Annotated in this window: 1 protein-coding gene; it reads right to left on the bottom strand. The window is 60.1% G+C overall.

All coding sequences use genetic code 11. The annotated features are described in order from the left end of the window. Nucleotides 1–155: 155 nt before the first annotated feature. The coding region (locus RR842_RS14710; RefSeq protein WP_332730316.1) for a tyrosine-type recombinase/integrase at nt 156–1,334 on the bottom strand (1,179 nt) is incomplete at its 5' end.

The raw sequence follows: 1,334 nt of genomic DNA, 5'->3' as shown, positions 1-1,334 counted from the left end.
GCGCAGGTCCCTTACAAGGACAAGGCCGGGGGTTCAAATCCCTCATCGCCCACCACGAATATCAGCAGGCCATCGGTTGTTTTTCGCCGGTGGCCTGTTCTCGTTTCGACCTCCGCGCAAGCCCCCAGGGGACAATCAGGGGACAACTGGAACGATCAGGCCGTTTTTACCTCGATGATACGCGGCTCCTCGCTTGGCCTGTCGGCAAGCAACCGGCCCAGCATGTCGGCGGCTTTCCGGTCGTTCTCCGGAACCGCATGCGAGTACCAGTTCAGCGTGATCGACGCGTTAGCGTGGCCCATGCGCGTCTGCACCGTCTTAACATCCACCCCGTTAGCCAAAAGCTGGGTTGCCTGAGTATGACGCAGCTCGTGGAACTTCAAGCCCTCGAAGCCATTGGCTGCCCTCCACGGCCTCCACCATCGCTCGAAATGATCGAGGTTCATATACCCACCAGTGTTCGCACAGCATACCGGCGTGGTATTATCTTGCCTGACACCGATCTTGGACAGTTCGACCGCCTGGCGTGCCTTCCAATGCTCCAGATGCGATGCCGTGTCATCATCGATGTTGACCGTGCGCAGCCCGGCCCTGCTTTTGGGCTTCTTCACCTCGCCACGTACTGTGAGCGATTGACTAACGGCGATACACCGCTGGTTCAGGGCAACGCTTCCCCACGTAAGCCCGAACACCTCGCCTCGTCGCATGCCTGTGGCGACGGCGATGCGCACGGCCACGACGCAGCACGTCGGCGTAAGCATTTGCAACGACGAGCGCCCGAAAGCCTTCCCGCGTTCCATCTGCCGTGATTCTTTGGCCGCCAGTTCGTCGTAGCACTCAGCCTCTGCCCTGTCCACGCATGCGAGCAGCCGCGAACATTCCTTTACCGTCAGGGCTTTGCGCTCCGGCTCGTCCTCTTTTGGGGCAAGCACCCTGTCGCATGGGTTCCGCAAGATCATGTCGTAATCTACAGCTTTCTTGAAGAGCTGTTTCAGCATGACGTGCAGCTTTCGCATGGTCGTTCCACCGAACGAGCCACCCGCTGCTAGCTTGTCTTTTCGTATGGTGGCATAAAGCGTCTCTATCGTCCTAGCGTCTATCTCACGAAGCGGCATTTTCCCGATATACGGGGCGGCGGCCATCACTAACCGGCGGTTGCGCTCCGCCGTGTCCGGGGCAACGGTTCCCGCCGTGAGCTTCGCCTGATGCCACACCTCCACGAACTCGGAGAACGCGACCTTGCTAGCGTCTACGTCCAACCCGCTCTCATGCTCCCGGCGTATGCGGTCGCGCTCCTTGCGTGCCTCGGCTTTGGTGCCTTGCACGTTGCGCTG

Source organism: Gordonibacter sp. (assembly GCF_036667095.1).
Taxonomy (GTDB): domain Bacteria; phylum Actinomycetota; class Coriobacteriia; order Coriobacteriales; family Eggerthellaceae; genus Gordonibacter.
Note: the sequence above shows the minus strand (reverse complement) of the source record. Positions and strands in the feature narration are given on the sequence as shown.